Here is a 25621-nt window from a genome sequence, read left to right on the forward strand (position 1 = left end):
GTTCGGGGGTGGCTCGGGCTGTGGCTATTCGGTTGTCTCGTCGGCATCGTGGGCGGCTGCCGCGGCCTGCGCCGCCGCCGAATCGGGCCGCTTCTTCGCGACCCATCCCTCGATGATCCGTTGGTCTCCCGCGGAGACGCTGAGCGCCCCCGGGGGAACATCTTGCCGTACGACGGTTCCGGCGCCGGTATACGCCCCGTCGCCGACGTTCACCGGTGCGACGAACATGTTGTCCGAGCCGGTGCGGCAGTGCGACCCGATGGTCGTCTGGTGCTTGTTCTCGCCGTCGTAGTTGACGAAAACGCTCGACGCCCCGATGTTGGACTGCTCGCCGATCGTCGCGTCGCCGACGTAGGTCAGGTGCGGCACCTTGGAGCCGGTGCCGATCTTCGCGTTCTTGGTCTCGACGAAGGTGCCGATCTTGCCGTTGGTCCCGAGGTCGGTCCCCGGACGCAGGTAGGCGAACGGTCCGACGGTCGCCCCGGCGCCGATACGGGCCTGCGAGCCGTGCGTGCGGATCACCTGCGCGCCCTCGCCGATGACGACGTCGGTGAGCGTCGAGTCGGGGCCGATGACGGCGTCGGTGGCGATGTCGGTGGACCCGTGGAGCTGCACGCCCGGTTCGATGCGGACGTCGGGGGCGATGGTGACGTCGACGTCGATCCAGGTGGTGGCCGGGTCGACGACGGTCACGCCGGCGAGTTGGTGGCGTCGGACGGTGCGACGGTTCAGTTCGGCGCCGAGCTCGGCGAGCTGGGCGCGGTCGTTGCAGCCGGCGACGACCGCGGGATCGTCGACGATGTGCGCGCGGACGGTCTTGCCGTCGTTGTTGGCGATCTCGACGACATCGGTCAGGTAGAACTCGCCCTGCGCGTTGTCGGTGGACAGCGAGCCGAGCGCCGAGCGCAGCGTCGCCGCGTCGAAGGCGTAGATCCCGGCGTTGACCTCGGTGATCGCGCGCTGGGCGTCGTCGGCGTCCTTGTGCTCGACGATCGCGGTGACCTGGCCGTTGGGCTTGCCGCCCTCGCGGACGATCCGGCCGTAGCCCGTCGGGTCGTCGGCGATGAAGCTCGTGAGGGTGACGGCGGCGCCCGCGTGCGTCTCCAGGAGTGACTGCAGCGTCGGGCCGTCGAGCAGCGGGGCGTCGGCGACGGTGACCAGGACGGTGCCGTCGAAGTCGTCGGGCAGTGCCGTCAGGCCGGCGCGCGCGGCGTCGCCGGTGCCGAGCGGCTGGTCCTGCTCTGCGATGAGGATGTCGCGGCCGAGGCCCGACGCGACGTCGGCGATGGCGGCGCTGACCTTCTCGCGCTCGTGGCTGACGACGGCGATGAGGTAGTCGGGGTCGATGCCCGCGGCGCCGGTCAGCGCGTGCCCGACGAGGGTGCGACCGCCGATGGCGTGCAGGATCTTGGGGGTCTTCGACTTCATCCGCGTTCCCGCGCCCGCGGCGAGCACGACGACCGCGCGGTGGTCGGTTTCCGTCATCAGCGTCCTCAAGTTGGTGAATCGACGACGACCAAATCTTACGCAGGCCCGATAGCCTGGTGCCCGCAGACCACGTTCCCAACGGATGGAGAAGCTTGATGAGCGGACAGAAGGTAGCGATCGTCACCGGTGCGGCGCGCGGAATCGGCGCCGGGGTGGCCAAGCGATTGGCCTCCGACGGGATGGCGGTCGCGGTCCTCGACCTCGACGCCGACGCGTGCCAGGCGACGGTCGACGCGATCACGTCGGCGGGCGGCAAGGCGATCGCCGTCGGTGCCGACGTCTCGAACGAGGAGTCGGTCGCGGCAGCGGTCGACAAGGTGGCCGCGGAGCTCGGCCCGCCGGTCGTGCTGATCAACAACGCCGGCATCATCCGCGACAACATGCTCTTCAAGATGACCGTCGACGACTGGGACGCCGTGATGGCCGTCCACTTGCGCGGCGCCTTCCTGATGAGCCGGGCGTGCCAGAAGCACATGGTCGACGCCGGCTGGGGTCGCATCGTCAACCTGTCGAGCACGTCGGCGCTGGGCAACCGCGGCCAGGCCAACTACTCGGCCGCGAAGGCCGGGATGCAGGGCTTCACCAAGACGCTGGCCATCGAGCTGGGCAAGTTCGGCGTGACCGCCAATGCGATCGCTCCCGGTTTCATCGAGACTGAGATGACGCAGGCGACGGCGGCCCGCATGGGCGTGGATTTCGAGGAGTTCAAGAAGTTCAGCGCCGCCGAGATCCCGGTGAACCGCGTCGGCCTCCCCGAGGACATCGCGCACGCGGCGTCGTTCTTCGCCAGCGAGGGCGCCGGCTTCACGTCCGGCCAGGTCATCTACGTCGCCGGCGGCCCGAAGGATTAGGCGTCGGCCCGATAAACCCGGGCGCCCGACGGGGCTCCGCTGTGGCAGAATCGCCCCGGCGGCATCAACGGATCCGCCCAATCCGCCGTGGTGTAATTGGCAACACTCCTGATTTTGGTTCAGGCATTTCAGGTTCGAGTCCTGGCGGCGGAGCCCACCGGCCCATTCACAGCTTCCTCACGGCAAAATAGTGGCGCATGTCACTCTTCTCCGGTAGTATGAACACTAGTTCGAATCAACGTTCATAGCGCCAGCTCAGAGGGGGTGATTCCGGTGGTCGATACGGCGAATGAGGTGTTGTCGGCGGGGCTGCCGGACTCGCCCGTGGAGTTGGCGCGGGTGATGGATGCGGTCGCGCAGAAGCTCGCCGACGCGAAGTTGGGGTTGCTGACCGATGCCGCGGTGCAGTCGACGGTGGAGACCCTGGAAACCACGCGTCGCCGGATGGACGGCGTGGACGCCGCCTTCTATGTGGAGGTGTCTGATCGGCAGGTGTTCTTGCGGACGGGCAACAAGAAACCTCGTGACTTCTACGCCCAGTACTTGCGGCTCGGCGCGGCTGAGGCGCGTCGGCGTGAGGATGTGGCCGCCTCGATCGGCCGGTTGTCGTCGATGACGGGGGAGAAGCTGCCGCCCAGGCGCGAGCTGCTGGCCGAACTCGTGGCGGCCGGGGAAGCCTCTGGTCATCATGTGCGGGAGGTGGAGAAGGTGATGGCCAAGCTCCCGCACGCGGCAACGACTCGGGACACCGCCTACGCGGTGAAGGTGATGAGTGAGATGGCGCCAAAGGTCATGCCCGAGGCGATGGTTGACCTGGGTGCGCGGATCTTGGCGCACCTCGACCCCGACGGCACCCTGACCGACGACGAGGACCGGCAGCGCCAGCGCGGCCTGACGCTGGGTCGCCAGGACACGCGCGGCATGACCGCGGTGTCGGGGTCCATCACTCCCACCGCGCGCGCTCTGCTGGAGGTCCTGTTGGACAACTGGGCCAAGCCGGGCATGAACAACCCCGACGACGAGAACTCGATCGACGGCTCTGCCGCCGAACTGGGCGCCGAGGATCGTGACGCCCTCGCCGATGCGGCTGCCCGCGATCGTCGTAGCGCGGCCCAGCGCAACCACGACGCCCTGGAGAAGGGGTTGGAGTGGATTCTGGGTCACGGCGGGCTTGGCCCACCGGCGCGGTTGCCGGCCGAGTTGGTCATCACCGTCGACGAGGCCGATCTGGCCCGACGGGCCGGGGTCGCCACAACCGCGACCGGCACGCTGGTGCCGGTGGGCAATCTGATCGACCTGGCCGCCGAGGCGACCCCCTGGCTCGAAGTATTCGCTGCCGGGACTCGGCAGGTGCTGGACCTGTACCGCGGGGCGCGGATCGCCTCGAAGGCACAGCGGCTGGCGTTGTTCGGACGTGATCGTGGCTGCACCCGCCCGATGTGTCCGCGCCCGGCATCGCAATGCCAGGCCCACCACGCCACGAAGGATTGGGCCGACGGCGGCCTGACCAACATCGGCGACCTCACCCTCGCGTGCGGGCCCGACAACCGCAACGTCGGCACCAACCCCGACCAATGGGAAACCACGCCGCTCACCACCGGACCCGACACCGGCCGCACCGGATGGCGCCTAACCGGCAGTAGTGAGCCTTATCGGACGAACCCGGTTCACGATCCAGAATCGTTTGTGCGGGGAATTCTCAGCGGTGGCGAGCGGTTTGAGGATCCTGATCCACCGCCGGTGGAAAGGCCAACCCCACCCATGAGGCGGGCGAGACCCGAGGAATGGGAAGCCCATTCCGGCGCGAATCGCCAGGTCAACGATGATTTCGAGCCAGTAGAAGCCGAAGATTCGAGGGTGGAAGCCGCCCTCGAGGCGATCCTGGCCGTCTACATCTGACGGCCCGTCCGCCGGGGCCGGAATCCGCGCCCAACGGCGGCCAGAGAGTGAAATGGATCACATCTGGTACGCCGATCCCGGTTCTCACAGCGCGTGGAACGTTGCTGTGAAGTTACGTGGCGACGCGCGGCAACGTTTCTGTTTCCAGCCCATTGGGGCAAAACGGACATTGCTGTCATTACGTGTTACATGGACGCAACAAAAGGCCAGATCAGCGCCGTTTTGACACGGTTTGGTCTCCGTTTGCCCGCACTATCTCGAATTGATAAACCTGATTCCAGCGACGCTGAGACGAAGCTGATAACAGCCTCAGAGTCGTTGACACGGAAAATCTGGCAACGGCGCCCGGTTACCAAAACACCGCCCCGCCGATTCTTTGAATTAGTGCGAATCCGGCGGACACACGAAAGTGAGTTAGAAATGAACACTCTTACTAAAGGCGTTGCGGCGACCGTCCTGGCCGGTACTGCCATCACCTTCGGCGCCTCGGCTGCGAGCGCTGCTCCGGTGCACCACGCTTCCAAGAAGTACGGCTACACCTCGGCTGCCAAGAAGAACCCGAACGTCGTGACCACCGGCATCATGCCCGGCGTGACCTACACGGGTAACTCGCACTCCGGCGCCACCGAGCTGAAGACCCCCTGGGGCACCGTGAGCACGGCCCCCGGCAAGGTCGCCGTCTCGGACAACGCAGGCCGCTCGGTCTTCGGCAACCCGTCCAAGGTGCAGTCGCCCCTGGCCGGCCCGGTGAAGGCCGCCACCAACACGGTCGACGGGTTCGCTCCCGGTGCCCGCCAGAGCGCCCTGAACAAGGCGACCGGCGCCCCGCAGTGGCAGCCGCCGATCGAGGTTGTGCGCGCCTTCCAGCCGCAGATCAGCGCAGCCATGCAGCAGCTGGCTCCCAAGCAGTCGTCGACCACGAAGGCCGCCGCGCCCAAGAAGATGACGCAGGACGAGAAGTCGGCCGCCATCCAGAGCGCGATCGGCGTCGTGGGCACCAACTTTGGTCTCGCCTACGGTGTCGGCGCCATGGTCGGCGGTGTCGGCGGTGCGGTCATCGGTTGCCCGATCGGTGCAGTCGCCATGACCCTCGCCGTGCCGATCGCCGTCGGTGTTGACCAGGTTCTCGGTTGCCTCGTCGGCGCCGGTACCTTCGGCACCACCGGCGCGATCATCGGTGGCGCGGTCCTCGGCGCCCCGGTTGGTGTCGCCACCGCTGTCCAGCAGGCCGCCATCCTGCAGGCTCAGGGTGCGATCTAAACAACACCAATGAACCACCCTTATCCACGATGAGGTGGTGACTGGATGGAAAAGGACCGTCGGGTTTCCCGACGGTCCTTTTCCGTGCTCTATTTATTTGCTATTCGTTGGAATTCATTCTGCGGCTTGGCAATAGCGGCTTACGGGGTCTCGATAGACCTTCTCGGCTAGCGCCTCGAAGGCACTCGACCACCGAAAGGGGCACTCGACCACCGAAAAGTCTCGCCGACCGTGCCCGCGAATGAGACGAAGTGGTAAATTCGTCTCATGACGTCCAGTCCGGTCACCGAGCGACGGTCCACGCCCGCCGGCCCGCCCCAACGGTTCGGCGCGGCGCAGAAGCGTGGCCGCCGCCTCGGCCGGATGCTGCGGACCTACTGGCACCTGCAGGACCCGAGCGAAGAACAACTGGCGCTGATCGGCGAGCGCATGATGCAGCGCGACGAACCCGCCGCCGCCCTCGTGCGCGCCATGCGACTGCCCGAGGGCGACGAGAACCGCGTCAGCATGCGCGACTTCCACACCGCGCTCGCCCACGGCGTCCCCGACTGCGCCCCGCAGGCGCTGCGCGACTTCTTCGCAACCGTCGAGAACACGCCCGACTGGGTCGACCTCGACCTGTGCAACCGGGGCGCCGCGGTCAACCGCAGCTTCGGGCGCAACGCCAGCGACGTGCTGCTGCAGCTCGGCCTGATCGGCGGCTACCGCTTCGGCGGTCCCGTCGACCTGCTCGCCGAAACCGGCGGCCTGCGCGCGAATACCGCCAAGCGCCGCATCGGTGAGACGCAGACCTGGGCGATCGCGGTCGCCGAACACGACGGCATGCGGCGATTCGGCGAGGGTTGGAAGCTCACCGTCCACGTCCGCCTCATGCACGCCCTCGTCAACGACAACTTCGAGCGCAACGGCCGCTGGGACATCGCGAAATGGGGCCTGCCCATCAACCAGGCCGACCTCGCCGGCACGCTCGACCTCTTCTCCGGCGCCCTCCTCATGGGCGTGCGCGCCCTCGGTGTGCCCGTGAACAAGCAGGACTCCGCCGCGCTGATGCACCTGTGGAAGTACGTCGGGTGGCTCATCGGCGTCGACGACGATTGGCTCTTCGACGACGAGCGCGACCAGCATCAGCTCAGCTACAACATCCTCGTCTCGCAGGGCGACGTCACCGAGGCGGGTGCGCAGCTCTCCAACGCCATCGTCGACGTCCAGCGCGACCTCGCCTACAAGCACGTCCCGGCGCTCGCCTCCCGCTACGAGCGGGAACGGCTGCTCAGCATGCTGGAGGGCTTCCTCGGTCCGCGCAGCATGCGCGACCTGCGCCTGCCGCAACGACCGCCGTGGGCCTTCGCCGCCGCCTGGGCGCGCAACACCGTCAACTACCGGATTGTCGGCCGCACCCCGCTGCGCCGCCCGTACTACGAGTGGCTCGGCCGCCGGGCGCGCGATTTGGCCATGTACCGCCACTTCGGCAGCGACGACGCGGAGATCGGCAAGCTCCCCGTCTAGGATTTCCCCTATGGCCCAGCCCCGCACGCGCATGACCGGTACGCAGCGCCGTGCGCAGCTCATCGAGGTGGCGCGCGGGCTGTTCGCCGAGCGCGGCTTCGACGCGACGTCGATCGAGGAGATCGCCCAGCGCGCCGGCGTCTCCAAACCCGTCGTCTACGAACACTTCGGCGGCAAGGAGGGCCTCTACGCCGTCGTCGTCGACCGCGAGATGGAAACCCTGCTGGAGATGATCACGTCGTCGCTCGCGACGACGCGCTCCCGCTACCGCGTGCAGCAGGTCGCGCTCGCGCTGCTCACCTACATGGAGGAGCGGCCCGACGGCTTCCGGATCCTCGCCCGCGGCGGCGCCACCGGGGAGGGCGACAACGCCACCTATTCGAGCCTGCTCAACGACGCGATCAACCAGGTCGAGCACATCCTCGGCGAGGACTTCTCCCGCCGCGGCTTCGACCCCAAGCTCGCCGCGCTCTACGCGCAGGCGCTGGTCGGCATGGTTGCCAACACCGCGCAATGGTGGCTCGACGTGCGGGAACCGGCCAAGGAGGTCGTCGCCGCGCACCTGGTGAACCTGTGCTGGAACGGGTTGACCAGACTGGAGCCCGACCCCGAACTGGTGGCCGCGGACTACCACGAGCCGCTGTCCCCGACCACGAACCCGAAGAGGGCGAAAAAGAAGTGACTGACATTGACCCGTCGACGCCGGTACTCGTGGGCGTCGGCCAATTCGCCGAGCGCTTGGACGATCCCGACTACGCCGCACTGTCCGCAGTCGACATCGGCGCACGCGCCGCGGCGGCCGCCCTCGCCGACGCCGGGCTGACCGCCCAGACCCTGGGCAAGCTCGACGCCCTCGTCGGCGTCCGGCAATTCGAAGCGTCGCACCAGAACGCGGTCGCACCGCTCGGCCGCTCCGACAACTACCCGCGCTCGGTCGGCGACCGCGTCGACCTGGACCCCGAACTCGCGGTCTACGACGTCGTCGGCGGCGACGGCCCGCAGCGCCTCGTCGGCGAGTTCGGCGCCAAGATCGCGGCCGGCGAGATGGACGCCGTGCTCCTCGTCGGCTCCGAGGCGATGTCGACCACCCGCCACTTCGCCCGTGCCGAGGACAAACCGGATCACAGCGAGGAGCGCGGCGGCCAACTCGAGGACCGCGGCTACGGCCTCGACGACATGGTCACCATGTCGCAGGTCATGCACGGCCTGATCGGCCCGCCGAGCCAATACGCGCTGCTCGAACACGCCCGCCGAGCCCGCCTCGGCCTGTCCCGCGACGAGTACGCCGCGACCATGGGCGAGCTGTTCGCGCCGTTCACCGACGTCGCCGCGCAGAACCCGCTCTCGGCGGCGCCGACCAAGCGCACCGCCGACGAGATCGCCACGGTCACCGAGAAGAATCGCATGGTCGCCGACCCGTTCCCGCGCTTCGTCATCGCCCGCGACCAGGTCAACCAGGGTGCGGCCGTGTTGCTGATGTCGGTGCGCCGGGCCCGCGAGCTCGGCATCGACCCGTCGCGCTGGGTCTTCCTGCACGGCCACGCGAAGGCCAGTGCGCCGAACCTCATCGAGCGCGCCGACCTCGGCTCGGCGCCGCAGGCCGAGGCGGCGCTGAAGGGCGCACTCGAATCGGCGGGTGTGAGCGTCGACGACATCGACTTCTTCGACATCTACAGCTGCTTCCCGGTCGCCGTGTTCGCCGCGACCGACGCCCTGGGCCTCGCGCCCGACGACCCGCGCGGGCTCACCCTCACCGGCGGTCTGCCGTACTTCGGCGGCGCCGGGAACAACTACTCGATGCACGGCATCGCCGAAGCCGTGGAGCGGGCGCGCCAGGAGCCGGGCAGCCTCGGGCTCGTCGCGGCCAACGGCGGCATCATCTCCAAGTACGCCGTCGGCGTGTACTCGACGACCCCGCGCCCTTGGCCGGCCGGCGTCGACCCGCAGCCCGAGCTGGACGCGGCCCCGCGCGTCGAGGGCGTCGACGAGTACACGGGGGAGGGCGTCATCGAGACGTTCACCGTCACCCCGTTCGGCGCCGCGGCCGGCGGCGTCCTCGGCATCCTGGTCTGCCGCACCGACGACGGCCGACGCTTCTTCGCCCACGCCGATCCCGCCGACGAGAAGCTCGCGGCACTGCTCGCGGGCGGGGAACCGATCGGGGCGCGCATCAGCGCACACCCGGTCGACGGCAAGAACATCGCCACGCTCGCCTGAGCCAATTTCTGGCACACTTGACGACGTGAAACGCGCACACATCGCCCTGCTGACCCTGCTCCTGCCGGTGGGCCTGCTCGCCGGCTGTTCGAAGAGTTCCGACGACACCGGGGACAACGGCGCCCGCGTCGAGTTCGGCGTCGAATCGGTCCAGTCGACCGACGGCGAGTTCCCGCCCGGGTCGGACCGCACCAAGCTGGTGAACGACACGGTGACGGCGCTGACCAAGCGGCTCACCGCCGCCGGGCTCAAGGACCCGAAGGTCGAGGCCGGCAAGAACGGCGATTCGGTGACCGTGAGCACCGCCAGCGGCAACGGCGGCGACATCACCGAACTGGCCTCCGCCGGCACCCTGCGCATCCGCCCGGTCCTGTTCAGCGCCCCGAAGTACACCGGACCCGGCGCGGAGGAGGGCGACGTCCTCGACGTCGAATTGCGCCAGGCGAACCCGGAGACCCCGCAGGCGGAGATGGCCCGGCGCGCGCAGATGCTCAAGTGCGACGACAAGGACGCGCTCGTCGGCCGCGACGACCCGGCGTCGCTGCTGGTGACCTGCTCGGCCGACGGCAAGACCGTCTACTCGCTCGGCCCGGCCGTCGTCGACGGCACCGGCATCGCCAAGGCGACCGCCGCGCAGGCCGGCAAGAAGTGGGCCGTGAACCTGGACTACAAGCCGGAGGCGCAGTCGGCGCTGGGCGCCTACACCGGCGCGAACGACGGCAAGCAGGTGGCGTTCCTCGTCGACACGCGCGTCGTCGACGCCCCGAAGATCGCGCCGGGCGCCCAGTACAACGCCGTGGCGCCCGATGGCTTCACGCAGGCGCAGGCCAAGAACCTCGCCACCGCGCTCGGCAGCGGTCCGCTGCCGGTGCGCCTGGTCAAGAAGTAGCGGGCCGCCACGCCGGATCGCGCCCGATGAACCCCATCAGCCGGTCCACGGCGGGGGCATCGTCGGCGACGGGCACGGCCGGACCGTACTGACCGGTCGACCGGATCATCTCGTCAATCGGCTGCATCCCCTCGACCATCGTCGCGCAGGTGTCCTCGTCGATGCGGTCGTCCTGGCCGGTGGCCCGCGCCAGGTCCCACGTGTGCATGAACACGTCCGACGTGTAGAACAGGTCGACGGCGGTGGCCAGCGGCATGGTGCCCAACTGCGGGTGCGTGAACTCGTCGTCCGCCGACGGACCGTCGAGCAGGGCCTGCACCGCTTCGGTCTGGTGGCGCCACGCACCGACCGGATCGTCGGCGACCGTCGGCCCCGACGGCAGGTCGATGCCGCCGGCGGCCAGGAACTCGGTGAACCAGGTCAACAGGTGGTCGACGACGTCGCGTGCCGTCCACTCCGGGACCGGTGCCGGGGCCGACCAGTCGGTCGTCCCGGCGACGCGGTCGCCAAAGGTGGCGGCCACCGAACGGTGTCGATCGGCGGGTGCGGCGGGCAGCGCCATCAGAGCGCCCCGTCGGCCAGCAGATCGTCGAGCTTGGCGTAGCCGTCGTTGACGCCGACCTCCATGCCGCTGCGCAACCAGGCGTCGCGGCTCTCCATGCTGTCGACGAGGGACTGCGCTGTCAGCCGGGTGCGCCCGTTGCCGAGGTCCTCGACGGTCAGCGTCTCCAGGGAGACGCCCTCGGGCTCGCCGGCGAAGGTGAAGGTCTGGACGATCTTGTCCTGGGTGATGTCGTGGAAGGACCCGTAGAACGAGTACTCCTCGTCGCCGCGCAGGTGCGTGAACGCCCAGCGGCCGCCGCGCCGCGCGTCCCAGTAGTCGATCCGGCCGGTCAGGTCCTTCGGCCCGGACCACTGGATGTAGAGGTCAGGGTCGACGTGGGCCTTGATGACCTGCGCCGGCGTGGCCGCGAATTCGCGCGTGATCGTGATGATCGGCAGGGTCGGGTGGGCCTCGATGGTGGCCTCGGGGTGGGTGGTGGCGGTCATGATGCTGCTCCTTCGTCGGTTGCTTGCTGGTCGTCGTTCATCGCGGCGAGGACGGCGTCGAGTCGCGCATAGCGCTCCTCGGCCTGCCGTCGGTACCGCTCGATCCACGCGGTCATCAGGTCGAACACCTCCGCTTCCAAGTGGACCGGCCGGGTCTGCGCCTGTCGTCCCCGGGTGACCAGGCCGGCGTCGCCGAGCACCTTGAGGTGCTTGGAGATCGCCTGCACGCTCACGTCGTACGGGGCGGCGAGTTCGCTCACCGTCGCGTCGCCCTCGGTCAGCCGGGCGACGATGTCGCGCCGCGTCGGGTCGGCGAGGGCCGAGAACACCAGAGACAGTCGGTCGGTCATGTCCATCCTTTAATCAACCGGGTGGTTTAGTAACCGTTCCACGGGGATGTCTGCTTGTCAACCATTTGGTTGAATAAAGCTGGTGCTACCCGTCCAAGGCTGTACTGCAGGATCGCGACGTCGATCCAGCGGTCGAACTTGAATCCGACCCGCCGCAGCACGCCCGCCTCGACGAAGCCGTGACGCTGGTGCAGCGCGATCGACCCGTCGCCGGGCAGCGCGATGAGGGCGAGGATCTCCCGCACATCGGTATCGGCGGCGGCGTCGAGCATGGCCGCGACCAGCGCGCTCCCGACGCCGCGGCGTTCCAACCCCGGCGCGACGTACACGGTGTGCTCGCAGGTGTGCGCGTAGGCGGCCCGATCGCGGAAGGCGCTGAGATACGAGAACCCCAGCACCCGCTCCCCGTCGACGGCGACGAGGAACGGCCGCCCCGCGCGTCGCACGTCGTCGAGCTTGGCGATCCAACCGTCGGTGCTACGCGCCTCGGTGTCGAAGGTGGCGACGGACGTCGTGACGTAGTGCGCGTAGACATCGGCGATCGCGGGGCAGTCCGCGGCGGTCGCCCGGCGGACGGTGACAGGGGGCATGGGACCACCCTGGCACAGCGTTAGACTCGACCGAGTGGCATCCACCCCCGTCCGGCACACCCCCGTCCTGCGCGGCCTGGCCCGTGCGGTGTGCGCGGATCCGGCCTTCACCGGCCTGACCGGACGCCTCGACTCCCCGGAACTGGCGATCACCGCCCCCGACGCCGCGCGCCCGTTCGCCGTCGCCGCGCTGGCACGGGCGAGTGAGCACCCGATCCTGGTGGTCTCGGCGAACGGTCGCGAAGCGGAGGACCTGGTCACCGAGCTCGCCGAACTCCTCGACGACCCCGACGCCGTCGCGCTCTTCCCGTCGTGGGAGACCCTGCCGCACGAGAAGCTCTCGCCCAGCGCGGACACCGTCGGCCAGCGACTGTCGGTGCTGCACCGCCTCGCCGAACCCGGCGACCACCCGCTGCGAGTCGTCGTCACGACCGTCCGCTCCGTCGTCCAGCCGATGGCGCCCGGCCTCGGCCGGCTGCGGGCGGTCACCCTGCGCGAGGGCGACGAGATCGACTTCGACGGGCTGATCGCGACGCTGGTCGAGATGGCGTACGAGCGCGTCGACCTCGTCGGCCGGCGCGGTGAGTTCGCCGTCCGCGGCGGCATCCTCGACGTCTTCCCGACGACCGCCGACCACGGCGTGCGCGTCGAGTTCTTCGGCGACGAGATCACCGACGTCCGCGCCTTCTCCGTCGCCGACCAGCGCACCCACCCGGAGATTGACCCCGGCCCGGTCCTCATCCACGCCTGCCGCGAACTGCTCCTCACCGACCAGGTCCGCCGCCGCGCTGCCCGACTCCTCGATCAACAGGGGGAGGGCAGCGACCTGAGCTCGATGCTCGCCAAGCTCGCCGAGGGCATCCCCGTCGAGGGCATGGAGGCCCTCATCCCGCTGCTCGTCGACGGCGACCTCGAACTGCTCACCGAGGCCATCCCCGCCGACGCGCTGGTGCTGCTGCTCGACCCGGAGAAGATCCGCACGCGTGCCGCCGACCTCGCCGCCACCGGCAAGGAGTTTCTCGACGCCGCGTGGACGGCCGCGGGCATGGGCGGCGACGCACCGCTCGCCTCGGAGTTCGCCGCCAGCGCCTACCGCGGCATCGACGAGGTCGCCGCGGCCACCACCGCGACCGGCCGTCGCTGGTGGACGCTCAGCCCGCTGAGCAGCGGCGATAGCGATGAAGTGGACCTCGCCGTCGCGCCCGGACCGGCACCGCGCGGCCACGAGGACGAGATCGCCGCGACCTTCGCCCAACTGCGCGCCCACGTCACCGACGGCGGTCGCGCGGCCATCGTCGTCGCCGGCAAGGGGACCGCGGCGCGCGTCGCCGAACGCCTCGGCGAGGCCGAAGTCCCGTCGACCATGGCCGACGACGGCGGCGAGCCCGCCGCGTACGCGGTCACGATCTACCACGGCACCCTGCGCCACGGGATCGTCTGCGGAGTCAGATCCCCCTCGCTGGTCGTCGTCACCGAGGCCGACCTCTCCGGCACGCGCGTCGTCGGCACCCGCGACGGCCGCAAGCTCGGCGCCAAGCGGCGCAACCAGGTCGACCCGCTCGCCCTGACCGCCGGCGACCTCGTCGTCCACGACCAGCACGGCATCGGCAAGTTCGTCGAGATGATCGAGCGCACCGTCTCCGGCGCCCGCCGCGAATACCTCGTCATCGAATACGCGCCCGGCAAGCGCGGCCAGCCCGGCGACCGCCTCTACGTCCCGATGGATTCGCTCGACCAGCTGTCCCGCTACGTCGGCGGGGAGGCGCCGTCGCTGTCGAAGCTGGGCGGTTCGGATTGGCAGAACACCAAGCGCAAGGCGCGCAAGGCGGTCCGCGAGATCGCCGGCGAACTCGTCCAGCTCTACGCCGCGCGCAACGCCGCCCCCGGGCACGCCTTCGCGCCGGACACCCCGTGGCAGCGCGAGATGGAGGACGCCTTCGACTTCACCGAGACGCAGGACCAGCTGACCGTCATCTCCGAGGTGAAGGCCGACATGGAGCGGCCCGTCCCGATGGACCGCGTCATCGTCGGTGACGTCGGCTACGGCAAGACCGAGATCGCCGTGCGCGCCGCCTTCAAAGCCGTGCAGGACGGCAAGCAGGTCGCCGTCCTGGTGCCGACGACGATCCTCGCCCAACAGCACCTGCAGACCTTCACCGAGCGCATGTCCGGCTTCCCGGTCACCGTCCGCGGGCTCTCGCGGTTCACCGACGCCGCGCAGGTCCGCCAGACCCTCGAGGAGATGGCCGACGGCAAGGTCGACATCGTCATCGGCACCCACCGACTGCTGCAGACCGGGGTGCGGTGGAAGGACCTGGGCCTGGTGATCGTCGACGAGGAGCAGCGCTTCGGCGTCGAGCACAAGGAGCACATCAAGTCCCTGCGCACCCACGTCGACGTGCTCACCATGTCGGCGACGCCGATCCCGCGCACCCTGGAGATGTCGATGGCCGGGATCCGGGAGATGTCGACGATCCTCACCCCGCCGGAGGAACGCCACCCGGTGCTCACCTACGTGGGCGCCTACTCGACCAAGCAGGTCGCCGCCGCGATCCGCCGCGAACTGCTGCGCGACGGCCAGGTCTTCTACGTGCACAACCGGGTGTCGTCGATCGACAAGACCGCCCGCGAGCTGGCCGAACTGGTGCCGGAGGCGCGGATCGCCATCGCCCACGGGCAGATGAACGAGGACCAGCTGGAGTCGACGGTCACGTCCTTCTGGAACCGGGAATTCGACATCCTGGTGTGTACGACGATCATCGAGACCGGCCTCGACATCGCCAACGCCAACACGCTCATCGTCGACCGGGCCGAGCACTTCGGCCTCGCCCAACTGCACCAGCTGCGCGGGCGCGTCGGCCGCAGTCGTGAGCGCGGGTACGCGTACCTGTTCTACAGCCCGGACAAGCCCCTCACCGAGACCGCCTACGACCGGCTCGCCACCATCGCGCAGAACAACGAACTCGGCGCCGGCATGGCCGTCGCGCTCAAGGACCTCGAACTGCGCGGCGCGGGTAACGTGCTCGGCGCCGAGCAGTCCGGCCATGTCGCCGGCGTCGGCTTCGACCTCTACGTGCGTCTGGTCGGCGAGGCCGTGCAGGCCTATCGCGCCGCCGCCGACGGCCGGCCGATCACCCAGGAGGAGGCCAAGGAGGTGCGCATCGACCTGCCGGTGGACGCGCACATCCCGGTCGACTACGTCGACGCCGACCGCCTGCGCCTGGAGGCCTACCGCAAGCTCGCCGCCGCGGCCGACGACGACGAGGTGGCCGCCGTGCTCACCGAGCTCACCGACCGCTACGGCGAGCCGCCGGTGCAGACACAGCGGCTGGCCGCCATCGCCCGGCTGCGGCTGCGCGCCCGCGAACTCGGCGTCACCGAGATCGGCGTCGCCGGATCGCAGATCCGCCTCTCGCCGCTGCCGCTGCCGGACAGCCTGCAGGTCCGGCTCAAACGGCTGTACCCGGCGGCGGTGTACCGGCCGACCACGTCGACGGTCGGCGTGCCGATGCCGAAATCCGGCGGCATGGGGTCGGCGCCGCTGCGCGACGAGCCGCTGATCGACTACCTGACGCGGTTGTTGGCCGAGTTGACGCCGGCAAAACCTATCGACCCCGTTTAGGGCGGGGGAGCATGGAAAACGGCCCGTCGTGGTGTGGAATACCTGTAGTCGAGGAATGAGGAGCAATGACCGTCGTCCTGTTGGATCCGCAACACCCGGACATGGTGCCCGTCTCCGCCGTCAAGCTGCTCAGCGGTCCGGTGCAGGTGACCGAGGACGTCGACGCTTCGGTGCTGTGGGCCTTCCCGCGGGCGCAGGCCGCGCAGGGCGACGACGGCGACCCGATGACGGTGCTGCTCAGCACCGATCCCGACCACCCGTTCGTCCGTGCCCGCGCCGACCGCGGCGAGGTCGTGCTCGGCCGCACCGACCCGCCCCCGCCGCGACCCGGCGAGACGCTCCTGGACGCCGTCGCCCTGATGGACCGGCTGCGCACCACCGGTCCGTGGGAGCAGCGCCAGACCCACGAGTCGCTGCGACGTTTCCTCCTCGAAGAGGTCTACGAGGTGCTCGACGCCATCGACGTCGGCACCACCGATGACTTGCGCGACGAACTCGGCGACCTGCTGCTGCAGGTGCTGTTCCACGCCCGCGTGGCCGCCGACGACCCGACCGATCCCTTTGACATCGACGACGTCGCGCAGGCCTTCATCGACAAGGTCACCCGGCGCACCCCCGGCGTCCTGTCCGGCGAGCACAACGACCTGCGGCGGCAGATCGCCGATTGGGAGACGGCCAAGGCCGCCGAGCGTCAGCGCGGTTCGATCCTCGACGGCATCGTGACGACGGCCCCCGCGCTCGCGCTGGCGCAGAAGGTCCTCGAGCGCGTCGCCGAGAACGGCTTCCCGCGCTCCCAGGTCGATCCGGGGCTCCTCGACGTGAGCGTCGAGATGGGGTCGGACTCGGTCGAGGACGCGACCCGTCAGCGGGCGCTGGACCTGATGGACATGGTGTACACCGCCGAGGCCCGGGCCAAGCAGGACGGCGTCACCCTGAGCGAGCCCGCCCAGTGGCTGCACTACCTCGGCGTCGACGCGCCGCCGGCTGCGACCGCCGCCCCTGCGACCGCCGCCCCTGCTCCCGCCGCTCCGGCGCCGACGCCCGCCGCTCCGGCGCCCGCCGCTCCGGCGCCCGCCGCTCCGGCGCCGACGCCCGCAGCGACCGCGCCGCCCACACCCGCGCCGCCGACGACCATTCCGGTGCCCACCGCGCCCTATCCGGAGCAGCCGGACCGCGGCCCGAGGCCGACCGCCCCGCGCACGGTCGAGGGCGACGGCACCGCGGATGCGGAGCGGACCGTCACCCAGTTCCCGGTCGTCATTCAGCCGGCGTCGCACGACCCGATCATCGTCGAGAAGAAGCCGACGAAGCCGGCCAAGCCGAAGGTGCGTGTCGAGGACAAGGCGGCCAAACGCGGCAAGGCCCCGGTGACCGTCCGCGAATCGGACGAGCCCGAGGTCACGTCCACCGTGCCGCGCCCGGCGAACGCCGATTCGCTCACCGCGCGGCCCAAGCGCCGCCCCGAGCCGGACGACCCGTCGGGGCAGATCGTCTTCTCGACCGAGTAGCCCAATCGGCCCCACCCCGTGCATCGCACAGGGGATTGTCAGCGTCCTGTGGGACAATGGTCGCCGAGGGACGTTCGAGGGGAACCAATGAAGAGCAAGACCCGCCGCTGGCGGTTGGCGATGCTGACCGCTGTGCTGGGCGCGGCCGCAGCGGCAGCGTCGAGCTGCATCTCGCTGCCCTCCTCGCACCGTTCCGACATCCCGCAGGGAGTCCCGCCGGGGGCGGGCGCACCGGTGCCGTACATCAAGATCAACACGCCCGGGCGCACCGCCGACCAGTTGAACGCCTGGGCCCGTCCGATCGCCAACGCCACCGGCATCGGCGTCACCGCGCTGGAGGCCTACGGCAACGCCGCGGAGATCCAGCGCCAGCAGCACCCCGAGTGCGGCATCGCCTGGACGACGTTGGCCGGGATCGCCGGCACCGAGAGCAAGCACGGCCGCCACGACGGCGCCAAGGTCAAGCGCAACGGCGACACCAGCCCGCCGATCCGCGGCCCCGAGCTCGACGGCACCGACGGCAACATGCGGATGGTCGACCAGAAGAAGCCCACCCGCAAGGACGGCAGCCCCAACTACGTCCGCGCCGAGGGGCCGTTCCAATTCCTGCCCGAGACGTGGCAGCGCTTCGGCGTCGACGCCAACGGCGACGGGGTGGCCGATCCGGACAACATCGACGACGCCGCGCTGTCCGCCGCGCGGTACCTGTGCGTCTCCGCCGGCGGCGACATGACCACCGCCGAGGGCTGGATGAAGGCCCTGCTGGTCTACAACTACTCGCGTGCGTATGCGGTACGCGTCAGCGAGCGCGCCAACGCGTACTCGGTGAACCGCCGGTACTGACCTCACGGCCCCCGTGGCCCGGTATTACCCTGAGTGCATCACGCACCAAGACCAAAGGGGTAGACAGCCGTGGCAATGATCGAGCAGGTGGGCGCGCGCGAGATTCTCGACTCGCGCGGCAATCCGACCGTCGAGGTGGAAGTGGCCCTGGAAGACGGCACCCTGGCGCGCGCCGCGGTGCCCTCGGGCGCGTCGACCGGTGAGCACGAGGCCGTCGAGCTGCGCGACGGCGGCGAGCGCTACGGCGGCAAGGGCGTGCAGAAGGCCGTGAAGGCCGTTCTCACCGACATCGCCGAGGAGATCATCGGCTACGAGGCCGACGACCAGCGCCTCGTCGACCAGGCCCTGCTGGACCTGGACGGCACCCCGGACAAGTCGCGCCTGGGCGCAAACGCACTGCTCGGCGTCTCGCTGGCCGTCGCGAAGGCCGCGGCCGACTCGGCCGACCTGCCGCTGTACCGCTACGTCGGCGGCCCCAACGCCCACATCCTGCCGGTCCCGATGATGAACATCATCAACGGCGGCGCGCACGCCGACTCCGGCGTCGACGTGCAGGAGTTCATGATCGCGCCGATCGGTGCGCCCACCTTCGCCGAGGCGCTGCGCTGGGGCGCCGAGGTGTACCACTCGCTGAAGTCGGTGCTCAAGGGCAAGGGCCTGTCCACCGGCCTGGGCGACGAGGGCGGCTTCGCCCCGAACGTCTCGGGCACCCAGGAGGCCCTCGGCATCATCGAGGAGGCCATCACCGGCGCCGGCCTGAAGTTCGGCTCCGACGTGGTGCTGGCGCTCGACGTCGCCGCCACCGAGTTCTACTCGGACAAGTCCGGCTACGCCTTCGAGGGCTCGAACCGCACCGCCGAGCAGATGGCCGCGTTCTACGGCAAGCTCGTCGACGAATTCCCGCTGGTCTCCATCGAGGACCCGCTGTCCGAGGACGACTGGGACGGCTGGGTCGCGCTGACCGAGGCCATCGGCGACAAGGTGCAGCTCGTCGGCGACGACCTGTTCGTCACCAACCCCGAGCGCCTCGAGCGCGGCATCGTCGAAGGCGCTGCCAACGCGCTGCTGGTGAAGGTCAACCAGATCGGCACGCTGACCGAGACCCTCGACGCCGTCGCGCTGGCCCACAACAGCGGCTACAAGACGATGATGAGCCACCGGTCCGGCGAGACCGAGGACACCACCATCGCCGACCTCGCCGTCGCGTGCAGTTGTGGCCAGATCAAGACCGGTGCGCCCGCCCGCAGCGAGCGCGTCGCGAAGTACAACCAGCTGCTGCGCATCGAGGAGGGCCTCGGCGACGCGGCACGGTATGCCGGCGACCTCGCCTTCCCCCGGTTTTCGCCGAAGGCGTGATTAGCTAGAAGGCATGGCAGAGCGCAGAAACGAACGGGCGGGCCGACCACGGTCCGCCCGTTCGTCGCGTGATCGCCGGCCCGCCGCGCGCCCGGCGCCGCGCCGTACGCGCAACCCCGCGCCGCAGCGCGACCGCGGGCCCGTCACCGACGCGATCAGCCTCGACCTGATCGGCGACGACGAGCCGACCACTGTTCTCGATGCTGTTGCCGAACCTGCTGCCGCGCCGTCCGCCGGCAAGGTCGGGCGGCCGCGTGCGCGCCGCAGTGGAGGCCGGCGGGCACCTGCGCGGGCCCTCGCCGCCCGCTGGGAGAAGCTGAACCCGCGTCGTGCGATCGTGCTGGCCGTGGTCATCGGCTTCGTCGCCCTGACCCTGGCCATGCCGACGCGCACGTTCTTCTCGCAGCGCGCCGAGGCCGACCAGATGCGGTCCACCAACGCCGCCCTCGAGCGGGAGATCGCCGACCTCACCCGCAAGGTGAACGAGCAGGGCGACCCCGCCTACACCGAGGCGCAGGCGCGCACCCGGCTGCAGTACGCGCGCCCCGGCGAGACCCCGTTCGTCCTGGAGTTCCCCGGCCGCGAGGCCGAGGCCAAGGAGCGCCGTCGTGCCGCCGAGCGCGTCGCGAACCCGTGGTACGTGAACCTCTGGGACTCGGTGGCCACCCCGCCGGCGAAGTGACGCCCGGGATGTCCGTGTCCGAGGCCGATCTGGCCGTCGTCGCCGAGCAGCTCGGCCGTGAGCCCCGCGGCGTGCTGGAGATCAGCTACCGCACCCCCGACGGCCGGCCCGCCGTCGTGAAGACCTCCCCGCGCCTGCCCGACGGCACGCCGTTCCCGACCCTCTACTACCTGACCGATCCGCGGCTGACGGCCGCGGCGAGTCGGTTGGAGTCGTCCGGAGTGATGAAGGAGATGTCGGAGCGGCTGCAGTCGGACGAGGAGTTGGCCGCGGCGTACCGCGCGGCGCACGAGGACTACCTGGCCGAGCGGGACGCGATCGAATCGCTCGGCACCGACTTCAGCGGCGGCGGCATGCCCGATCGCGTCAAATGCCTGCACGTGCTGATCGCCCACTCGTTGGCGAAGGGCCCCGGGGTGAACCCCCTGGGCGACGAGGCGGTCGCGCTGGCCGGCGAGCAGGGTCTGCGCGGCTCTGCGGTGCCCGCGGACTGGCCACGGGTACCCGACGGGGACGCGTCGTGACCCGCGTGGGCGCCGTCGACTGCGGCACCAACTCGATCCGCCTGCTCGTCGCCGAGCCCGACGGCACGGGCGGCTTGCGTGACCTGCACCGCGAGATGATCGTCGTGCGCCTCGGCCAGGGCGTCGACGCGACCGGGCGCTTCGCCGACGAGGCGATCGAGCGGACGCGCGTCGCGCTGAGCGGCTATGCGGCGACGATGCGCGAGCTCGGCGTCGAGCGGGTGGACATGGTGGCCACCTCGGCGACGCGCGACGCCGCCAACCGCGACGAGTTCTTCGCCATGACCGCCGACCTGCTCGGCTCGGTGGTCCCGGGCGCCGTCGCGCGGGTGATCTCGGGCGACGAGGAGGCGCGACTGTCGTTCCGCGGCGCCGTCGGCGACCTGGATCCGTCGTCGGGCCCGTTCGCCGTCACCGATCTGGGCGGGGGCTCGACCGAGCTGGTCGTCGGGGACGGATCGGGCGTGCGGGCCGCGTATTCGGCGAACGTCGGGTGTGTGCGCACCACCGAGCGCTGCCTGCGCGGCGATCCGCCGTCGGCCGCGGAGATCACGGAAGCGCAGGAGTTCATCGCGGAGCGACTGGGGCCCGCGTTCGCTACCGTCGACGTGTCCGGCGTGCGCACCTGGGTCGGCGTCGCCGGCACGATGACGACGCTGGCCGCGCTCGCACTCGGCCTCGACGAGTACGACCCCGCGAAGATCCACCTGTCATCGGTGAAGCTGACGGAGTTGGAGAAGATCTGCTGGGACCTGGTGGCGATGCCGCGCGCTCAGCGGGCCAAACTGGGCGTGATGCACCCCGGTCGCGTCGACGTCATCGGTGCCGGGGCGCTGGTCACCGACGAGCTCGCGAAGCAGATGGCCCGGCGGGCCGGTGTCGATCGGCTGGTGGTCTCCGAGCACGACATCCTCGACGGGATCGCGCTGAACCTGCTCTAGACCTTGCCGTGCAGGGCGTCGACCTTCAGCGTGGCGGCACCGTGGTCGAGCTGCACGTTGTTGCACGCCTCGCAAACCGACTCGGGGATGATGCCGCGGCGCTGCAGGAAGCCGAAGGTGATGCAGCCCAGGCAGATGCCGAAGGCGAACTCGAGGAACGCGGCGACGATGAGCAGGCCGATGGTGATCTGCGCCGCCAGGCCGTGACCGGTGAGGCTGAACGCGGTGGCGACGAGGCCGAAGACCAGGCCGACGGTCTGCGCGAACCGCTTGGGCGGACCCGGGACCAGCTTCTCCTTCCGCCACAGCTTCGGGACGATGTAGTGCACCGAGAGGCGACCGAACGGCGAGTACTTCGGCCCGCCGGCCACGCGCAGCGCGAAGCCGAGCGCGAGGATCGCGTACAACCACCACTGGTTGACCACGATCGCTGCGACGGCGAGCAGGATCACCAGGCCGGCCGTCGCACGGGCGGCGTAGTCGTTGACCGGGTTCGGGAACTCGAGAGCCTTCGGAAGAGCCATATCCGCCAGGGTAGTGACGGGTACCGGCTACCGCCGAATTGCGTTCTGCGTGACTTTAATCGCGCTCGTCGGTCTCGACCTCGGCGTCGAGGATCTCGATCGTCGACGAGGGCGGGTCCAACGCATCCTGCTCGTCGTCGACGCGGTCGTCGGCCAGCCGGCCGGCCCGGGCCGAGTCCGCCTTCGCCTTCTTCGCCGCCTCGCGCATCTCGAAGCCGTCGGTGAACGCGTCGCCGATCTCGCGGGCGACGTCGACGACGGCGCCGGTGATGATGGTCGCGATCTTGCCGACGCGCGCGGCCACGCCCTGCACGGCCTCCTGGGCGAGGTCCTTGTTGCGCTCGAGTGCCTCGAAGTCGATCTCGCGCCGCTTCGGCTTGTCGTCGCTGCTCATGGCACCAATCTAGCTGGCTGCGGCCTTCACGTCCGCCGCGCGCTCGATGTTGACGACCAGGTCGTCGTCGTCACGCGTCCACGAGTTCGGCAGGCTCAGCTTGGCGATCTTCTTCCACGTCGAGCCGAGCTGGTGGCGCAGCTTGCCGGTGTTGTACGGCAGGCCGTGGCGCTCGCAGATCTCGCGGACCTCCTGCGACATCTCCGGGTACCGGTTGGCCGGCACGTCGGGGAACAGGTGGTGCTCGATCTGGTGGCTCAGGTTACCGCTCATGATGTGGAACAGCTCGCCGCCCTCGATGTTGGCCGAGCCGAGCATCTGGCGGATGTACCACTCGCCGCGGGTCTCGTTCTCGGTCTCCTCCTTGGTGAAGGTCTGCGCACCGGTGGGGAAGTGGCCGCAGAAGATGATCGAGAACGTCCACAGGTTGCGGATGAGGTTCGCCGACGCGTTGCCCGCGAGGGTGGAGAGGAACAGCGGTCCGGTCAGCGCCGGGAAGATGACGTAGTCCTTGAGGACCTGCTTGCTGGCCTTGCGCCACATGCCCTTGACCAGGCCCTTGACGTCGGACCACTTGCGCTCGCCGGAGATGACGCGCTCGACCTCGAGGTCGTGCAGCATGACGCCCCACTCGAACAGCAGCATGAGTGCGGCCGCGTAGCCGAGGTTGCCCAGGTAGTAGGGGTTCCACTTCTGGTCGCGGGCCATGCGCAGGATGCCGTAGCCGACGTCGCGGTCCTCACCGACGATGTTGGTGAAGGTGTGGTGCATGTAGTTGTGGCTGTGTTTCCACTGGTCGGCCGGGCACACGGTGTCCCACTCGAACTCGCGCGAGTTGTAGGTGTCCTCGCGCATCCAGTCGTACTGGCCGTGCATGACGTTGTGGCCGATCTCCATGTTGTCGAGGATCTTGGACGCACCGAGCATGCCGACGGCGGCCAGCCAGGCCGGGGGGAACCAGCCGGCGTACATGAGGGCACGGCCGCCGATCTCCAGGCCGCGCTGCCACCGGATGATCTTGTAGATGTACTCGCGGTCGGACTCGCCGACGTCGGCCATGACGCGGGCGCGCAGCTCCTCGAGCTCGCGGCCGATCTGCTCGACCTGCTCGTGGGTCAGGTTCACCTCCTTGACCGGGGGAACCTTCTTCTCGTCGCGCTTGACCTCGTAGAGGTGGCTGATCTGGGTTGCCATGATGTCTAGACCTCGATTTCGACGTCGCCAACGGGGGTGTTGACGCAGAGTTGGATGTGTTGGTCGGCCTCGGAGTCGAGCTCACCGGTGAGCACGTTGCGGGTGCAGCCCGACTTCTTGACCTTGGTGCAGGAGAAGCAGATGCCCATGCGGCAACCGCTCTCCGGGGACAGGCCGGCGGATTCGGCCTGATCGAGAATGGTGCGGCCGTCGTTCTCGACGGTCACGTTCGAATCGGTGAACCCGAGCGTGCCGGTGACCGGCTGGTTCGGGTCGACGGCGGGGATGGTGAGGGTGAACGCCTCGGTGTGCAGGCGGTCGGCCAGGCCGGCGGACTCGCAGTGCTCGCGCACCGCGTCCATCAGCGACGCCGGGCCGCACAGGAAGATGTCGGCGTCGTCGGTGTCGACGTCGGCCAGGTGCGCGCCGGTGAAGTGATCGGGAGCGACGCCGCGCGTGTAGTGCAGGCGCAGGTCCAGGTTGGGGTGCAACGCGGCCAGGTTCTGCAGTTCCTGGAAGTACGCGACGTCGGCCTCCGAGCGCGCGTAGTGAACGAACGTCATCGCTCCGCGGTAGTTGCGGGCCACGAGCGTACGCAACATTGAGAGTACGGGTGTAATACCCGATCCGCCGCTGATGAAGACGGCCGCCCGACCCGGGTTCGCCGGCAGGGTGAAGTCGCCCGCGGCCTGGTCGAGGCCGAGCACCATGCCCGGCTCGGCGTGATCGAAGAGGTGGCGCGAGACGAACCCGTCGTCGTGGGCGGTGATAGTCAGCTCGAGGTCGTCGCGGTGGTCGCCGGCAGCGTTCGCCGGGGAGAAGCAGCGCTTGTGGCGGACGCCGTCGATAACCGCGCTGACCTGCACATACTGGCCAGCTTTGTGACCCTTCCACTGGCGCGTGGGGCGCAGGGTCAGGGTCACGGTGCGATCGGTGGTGCGACGGACGCCGACGACCTCGGCGCGCAGGTCCCGCCAAGTCAGCATCGGGTCGACGAGCTCGAGGTACCGATCCACGGGGTGCGGGGTGAGGGCGGCCTGCAAGACCGATCCCATCAGGCTGGAAATCTTGGTGCTCATGGGGTTCCTCCTAGTGAGGTCCGGGCTAGTAACTGAGCTTTACAGTGAACGACTGTACTCTGAAAAGTGTGCCACAGCGATCGGTAGTTCCGTCAAGGGGTAACTCTGTGACGACCATCACCGCCGTAGACTCTCGCCTTGTGACTGCGGCTGACGATCCAGGGCGGCGAACGACGAGCCGTTCGCGCGGTTCGTCGCGCCGGTCGACGTCCCGCGAGCCGGAGTCGCGGGCGGAGAAGAAGAACCGCACGCGGCAGGCCCTGCTGGACACGACGATGGACCTCGTCGCCGACCGCAGCTTCGCCGGGCTCAGCCTGCGCGAGGTGGCCCGCGGCGCGGGGATCGTGCCGACGGCCTTCTACCGCCACTTCACCTCGATGGAGGACCTGGGCGTCACGCTCGTCGAGGACTCGATGCGGGTGCTGCGGCGGACGCTGCGCGAGGGCCGGCGCGACCTTGCTTCCCGCAACGCGCTGCCGACGGCGACGAACTCGCTGGAAATCCTGCTCGACCACATGCGCGACAACGAGGCGCAGTTCCGCTTCCTCATCCGCGAACAGCACGGCGGCGTGCCCGAGATCCGTCGGGCCATCGACACCGAGTTGCGGCTCTTCGCCAAGGAGTTGGCCATCGACCTGGCCCGCATGCCCGACATGGCGGCCTGGGCGCCCGACGACCTGGAACTCGTCGCCGACCTGATCGTCACCATCATGTTGACCGCCGTCGCCGACCTGCTCGACGGCGAGTATCGCGGTGCCGCGGCGGCGGACGAGGTCGTCGAGCGCGCCAAGCGCCAGCTCGTCCTGGTGTTCCTGGGCATGTCCCGGTGGGACCCCGACCGCGCGGGCTAGGGT

The 25621-nt window shown here is 69.6% G+C and carries 24 protein-coding genes and 1 tRNA gene; 16 read left to right on the top strand and 9 right to left on the bottom strand.

Annotated elements, in window-relative coordinates; all coding sequences use genetic code 11:
- Nucleotides 1-24: 24 nt before the first annotated feature.
- Nucleotides 25-1485, bottom strand: coding sequence for a bifunctional UDP-N-acetylglucosamine diphosphorylase/glucosamine-1-phosphate N-acetyltransferase GlmU (gene glmU / locus QM728_RS03530; protein ID WP_415030667.1), 1461 nt, complete (start codon nucleotides 1483-1485; stop codon nucleotides 25-27).
- Nucleotides 1486-1583: 98 nt separating this feature from the next.
- Between glmU and QM728_RS03535 the strand changes: the two genes are divergently transcribed.
- The 8 genes from QM728_RS03535 (at nucleotide 1584) to QM728_RS03570 (ending at nucleotide 10110) form a co-directional block, all read left to right on the top strand.
- Nucleotides 1584-2339, top strand: a complete 756-nt coding sequence (locus tag QM728_RS03535; RefSeq protein ID WP_415030668.1) for an SDR family oxidoreductase — start codon at nucleotides 1584-1586, stop codon at nucleotides 2337-2339.
- An 81-nt stretch (nucleotides 2340-2420) separates the two neighbouring features.
- A tRNA-Gln gene (locus tag QM728_RS03540) sits at nucleotides 2421-2492 on the top strand.
- Between the two features lie 120 nt (nucleotides 2493-2612).
- Nucleotides 2613-4238 (top strand): DUF222 domain-containing protein, encoded by a 1626-nt coding sequence (locus QM728_RS03545; protein ID WP_415030669.1) that lies wholly within the window; start codon nucleotides 2613-2615, stop codon nucleotides 4236-4238.
- A 420-nt stretch (nucleotides 4239-4658) separates the two neighbouring features.
- Complete coding sequence (locus tag QM728_RS03550) at nucleotides 4659-5498, top strand: hypothetical protein (RefSeq protein ID WP_415030670.1); 840 nt, start codon at nucleotides 4659-4661, stop codon at nucleotides 5496-5498.
- A gap of 267 nt (nucleotides 5499-5765) precedes the next feature.
- Nucleotides 5766-7004: an oxygenase MpaB family protein gene (locus QM728_RS03555; protein WP_415030671.1), complete on the top strand. Its 1239-nt coding sequence runs from the start codon at nucleotides 5766-5768 to the stop codon at nucleotides 7002-7004.
- Nucleotides 7005-7014: 10 nt separating this feature from the next.
- Complete coding sequence (locus QM728_RS03560) at nucleotides 7015-7686, top strand: TetR/AcrR family transcriptional regulator (RefSeq protein WP_415030672.1); 672 nt, start codon at nucleotides 7015-7017, stop codon at nucleotides 7684-7686.
- A complete protein-coding gene (locus QM728_RS03565; RefSeq protein WP_415030673.1) occupies nucleotides 7683-9221 on the top strand; it encodes an acetyl-CoA acetyltransferase in 1539 nt (512 codons plus the stop codon). Before QM728_RS03560 ends, QM728_RS03565 begins: the two co-directional genes overlap by 4 nt.
- A 25-nt stretch (nucleotides 9222-9246) precedes the next feature.
- Complete coding sequence (locus QM728_RS03570; RefSeq protein WP_415030674.1) at nucleotides 9247-10110, top strand: SecDF P1 head subdomain-containing protein; 864 nt, start codon at nucleotides 9247-9249, stop codon at nucleotides 10108-10110.
- Here QM728_RS03570 and QM728_RS03575 read toward each other — a convergent pair.
- The 4 genes from QM728_RS03575 to QM728_RS03590 are packed head-to-tail and all read right to left on the bottom strand — an operon-like array spanning nucleotide 10100 to nucleotide 12100.
- Complete coding sequence (locus QM728_RS03575) at nucleotides 10100-10672, bottom strand: TIGR03086 family metal-binding protein (RefSeq protein WP_415030675.1); 573 nt, start codon at nucleotides 10670-10672, stop codon at nucleotides 10100-10102. The genes QM728_RS03570 and QM728_RS03575 overlap by 11 nt on opposite strands.
- A complete protein-coding gene (locus QM728_RS03580) occupies nucleotides 10672-11160 on the bottom strand; it encodes an SRPBCC domain-containing protein (protein WP_415030676.1) in 489 nt (162 codons plus the stop codon). The genes QM728_RS03575 and QM728_RS03580 overlap by 1 nt, the downstream gene beginning before the upstream one ends.
- Nucleotides 11157-11510 (bottom strand): ArsR/SmtB family transcription factor, encoded by a 354-nt coding sequence (locus QM728_RS03585; protein ID WP_415030677.1) that lies wholly within the window; start codon nucleotides 11508-11510, stop codon nucleotides 11157-11159. The genes QM728_RS03580 and QM728_RS03585 overlap by 4 nt, the downstream gene beginning before the upstream one ends.
- Nucleotides 11511-11536: 26 nt before the next feature.
- On the bottom strand, nucleotides 11537-12100 hold the full coding sequence (locus QM728_RS03590) for a GNAT family N-acetyltransferase (RefSeq protein ID WP_415030678.1): 564 nt from the start codon (nucleotides 12098-12100) through the stop codon (nucleotides 11537-11539).
- Between QM728_RS03590 and mfd the strand changes: the two genes are divergently transcribed.
- The 7 genes from mfd to QM728_RS03625 all read left to right on the top strand — a co-directional run bounded on the left by mfd (nucleotide 12099) and on the right by QM728_RS03625 (nucleotide 21576).
- Complete coding sequence (mfd, locus tag QM728_RS03595) at nucleotides 12099-15722, top strand: transcription-repair coupling factor (RefSeq protein WP_415030679.1); 3624 nt, start codon at nucleotides 12099-12101, stop codon at nucleotides 15720-15722. The genes QM728_RS03590 and mfd overlap by 2 nt on opposite strands.
- A 65-nt stretch (nucleotides 15723-15787) precedes the next feature.
- Nucleotides 15788-17230, top strand: a complete 1443-nt coding sequence (locus QM728_RS03600; RefSeq protein WP_415030680.1) for a MazG family protein — start codon at nucleotides 15788-15790, stop codon at nucleotides 17228-17230.
- A gap of 87 nt (nucleotides 17231-17317) precedes the next feature.
- Nucleotides 17318-18073, top strand: coding sequence for a lytic transglycosylase domain-containing protein (locus tag QM728_RS03605; protein ID WP_415030681.1), 756 nt, complete (start codon nucleotides 17318-17320; stop codon nucleotides 18071-18073).
- Nucleotides 18074-18142: 69 nt separating this feature from the next.
- Nucleotides 18143-19429 carry a phosphopyruvate hydratase gene (eno, locus tag QM728_RS03610; RefSeq protein ID WP_415030682.1) on the top strand — a complete coding sequence of 429 codons (1287 nt, stop codon included), beginning with the start codon at nucleotides 18143-18145 and terminating at the stop codon, nucleotides 19427-19429.
- 13 nt (nucleotides 19430-19442) lie between these two features.
- Nucleotides 19443-20111 (top strand): FtsB family cell division protein, encoded by a 669-nt coding sequence (locus QM728_RS03615; protein WP_415030683.1) that lies wholly within the window; start codon nucleotides 19443-19445, stop codon nucleotides 20109-20111.
- A gap of 8 nt (nucleotides 20112-20119) precedes the next feature.
- Nucleotides 20120-20635 (top strand): DUF501 domain-containing protein, encoded by a 516-nt coding sequence (locus QM728_RS03620; protein WP_415030684.1) that lies wholly within the window; start codon nucleotides 20120-20122, stop codon nucleotides 20633-20635.
- Nucleotides 20632-21576 carry an exopolyphosphatase gene (locus QM728_RS03625; RefSeq protein WP_415030685.1) on the top strand — a complete coding sequence of 315 codons (945 nt, stop codon included), beginning with the start codon at nucleotides 20632-20634 and terminating at the stop codon, nucleotides 21574-21576. The genes QM728_RS03620 and QM728_RS03625 overlap by 4 nt, the downstream gene beginning before the upstream one ends.
- On the opposite strand, the gene QM728_RS03630 is transcribed toward QM728_RS03625, so the two are convergent.
- Genes QM728_RS03630 through QM728_RS03645 form a run of 4 tightly spaced genes read right to left on the bottom strand, consistent with a single transcriptional unit; the run spans nucleotide 21573 to nucleotide 24767 of the window.
- Nucleotides 21573-22100 carry a DUF4395 domain-containing protein gene (locus QM728_RS03630; protein ID WP_415030686.1) on the bottom strand — a complete coding sequence of 176 codons (528 nt, stop codon included), beginning with the start codon at nucleotides 22098-22100 and terminating at the stop codon, nucleotides 21573-21575. The two genes, QM728_RS03625 and QM728_RS03630, sit on opposite strands and share 4 nt — an antisense overlap.
- 55 nt (nucleotides 22101-22155) lie before the next feature.
- Nucleotides 22156-22494: a hypothetical protein gene (locus QM728_RS03635; protein WP_415030687.1), complete on the bottom strand. Its 339-nt coding sequence runs from the start codon at nucleotides 22492-22494 to the stop codon at nucleotides 22156-22158.
- Nucleotides 22495-22503: 9 nt separating this feature from the next.
- On the bottom strand, nucleotides 22504-23688 hold the full coding sequence (locus QM728_RS03640) for a fatty acid desaturase family protein (RefSeq protein ID WP_415030688.1): 1185 nt from the start codon (nucleotides 23686-23688) through the stop codon (nucleotides 22504-22506).
- A gap of 5 nt (nucleotides 23689-23693) precedes the next feature.
- Nucleotides 23694-24767 carry a ferredoxin reductase gene (locus tag QM728_RS03645; protein ID WP_415030689.1) on the bottom strand — a complete coding sequence of 358 codons (1074 nt, stop codon included), beginning with the start codon at nucleotides 24765-24767 and terminating at the stop codon, nucleotides 23694-23696.
- 140 nt (nucleotides 24768-24907) lie between these two features.
- Here QM728_RS03645 and QM728_RS03650 point away from each other — a divergent pair, with 140 nt between their 5' ends.
- Nucleotides 24908-25618 (top strand): TetR family transcriptional regulator, encoded by a 711-nt coding sequence (locus tag QM728_RS03650; protein WP_415030690.1) that lies wholly within the window; start codon nucleotides 24908-24910, stop codon nucleotides 25616-25618.
- The last annotated feature ends 3 nt before the right edge of the window (nucleotides 25619-25621 follow it).

Origin of the sequence: Gordonia sp. (in: high G+C Gram-positive bacteria) (genome assembly GCF_047602025.1) — a bacterium.
Classification (GTDB): domain Bacteria; phylum Actinomycetota; class Actinomycetes; order Mycobacteriales; family Mycobacteriaceae; genus Gordonia.